The following is a 1667-nucleotide window of genomic DNA, read 5'->3' as shown; positions in this document are numbered from 1 at the left end:
TTGATGGCCATGTGGTCCCCAATAATTCGCAGAATTTCGCGACTTTAGCTGGCAGTTCTGATATCCCTGATGGCCATATGGTCCCCGCAGCAAAAAAGCAGGGCAACAGAGCCTTTCTTGATGGCAATTTCGCACGCCGGAATCTGCCGCTGAAGGCGAGCGAATATTGCATCTGGGACACCGAGCTGGCGGGCTTCGGATTGCGGGTTCGCCCGACCGGCAACTACTACTGGTTCGTGCGACTACGCCATCGCGGCAAGCATCGGCGGATCACGCTTGGAAAGACGACCGACCTCGACGCAGCGCTGGCCCGCTCGCAGGCGCGCCGATTGCTCGCCGAGGTGGCGCTGGACGGATTGCCCAAGCGGGTGGTGGTGCGGTCAACGCCGACCATGAGCGATTTCGTGGCGACCTATTTCGAGGACCTGTCGCGCGTCTGGAAACCCTCGACGGCGAAACGCAACGCCGATGCCTGGCGCGGTGACCTTGCCCCCCACTTCGGTGACATTCTGGTGGCTGACGTCACCAAGGCAGATGTCGTGCGCTGGCGCGATGCTTGCGCAGGCGAACGCGAGGCGCGATACAACCGCGCGATACCCGTGCTGGCAGCACTGCTCAACTATGCCGAGGCGCTGAAGATGCGGCGCAAGGGCTCCAATCCATGCCGGGGGATGCCGCGCTACAAGCGGCAAGCGATGGAGCGGTATCTCACCCCTCGCGAATACGCGCGCGTGGGCGCTGAACTGCGCGCGCAAGAGGCCGAATTTCCGGCACAGGCGGCGATCCTGCGGCTGCTACTTTTCACCGGGGCGCGTCGCGGCGAGATCGAGGGGCTGCGATGGGACTGGGTCAAGCCGCCTCGACTGGTTCTGCCTGACAGCAAGACCGGCCCGAAGGTGATCTGGCTGAACAGTCAAGCATTGGCGGTTCTTGAAGGCATTGCTCGTGTGGGGGAGTGCCCATACGTCTTTCCCGATAGGACGGGAACGAAACCGATCAGTCTCGAAAAATGGTGGGAGAATTTCCGGCGCCGCTGCGCCTTGCCCGATGTACGTCTGCATGACCTGCGCCACAGCTTTGCCTCGACCGCGATCATGGACGATGTGCCGCTTGCCACGATCGGCAAGCTGCTGGGCCATGTGCTGCCCGAAACGACCGCCAAATACGCGCATCTGGCCGACGAGATCGTCGCCGATGCGGCCAAGCGCATTTCCGGCTCTCTGGCTAGCTCGCTGGGTTTGCGCGCATGACCGCGCTCGGGCTCAAGCGGGTCGTCGAGGAGGCGCTGGCGCGGGTCGGCGCTGACATCAACCTGATCTGCATCCCCAGGGGCAAGCCACGCACGACGACCTGGCTCGGAATCGAGCATGGGTTCGGCATCCGGCACTATGCTACTGGCAGAAACGTCTACATCGTGCAGACGCGGATGGGCGGCAAGCTGCGGACGGTAACCTTGGGGCCCGCGTCGGTTCTGACACGCGCGCAGGCGACGCAGGTGGCGCGGATCGTGCTGGCATATGCGCGTGTCGGTGAGGATCCGGCCAGTGAGCGCAAGCGTATCCGGTCGGCCCCGCGCTACAGCGATTTTCTCGACGAGTTCTGGGAAAGGTGGGGGACCCGCTGGACGCCGAAAACATGGAACGTGAATGCCAGCTACCGCCGCCTTT

The 1667-nt window shown here is 63.3% G+C and carries 2 protein-coding genes; both read left to right on the top strand.

Going from position 1 to position 1667, the window contains the following annotated elements; genetic code table 11:
- Positions 1–1250: site-specific integrase (locus C0456_RS20475; RefSeq protein WP_291056535.1), on the top strand; the 1250-nt coding region annotated here is incomplete at its 5' end.
- On the top strand, positions 1247–1667 hold a 421-nt coding region (locus tag C0456_RS20470; RefSeq protein WP_291056532.1), incomplete at its 3' end, for an integrase arm-type DNA-binding domain-containing protein. The genes C0456_RS20475 and C0456_RS20470, both read left to right, overlap by 4 nt.

The organism is Hyphomonas sp., from assembly GCF_013823385.1.
In the GTDB taxonomy this organism is placed as follows: domain Bacteria; phylum Pseudomonadota; class Alphaproteobacteria; order Caulobacterales; family Hyphomonadaceae; genus Hyphomonas.
The sequence above is the reverse complement of the archived record's forward strand: the minus strand, read 5'-3'. Positions and strand labels throughout refer to the sequence as shown.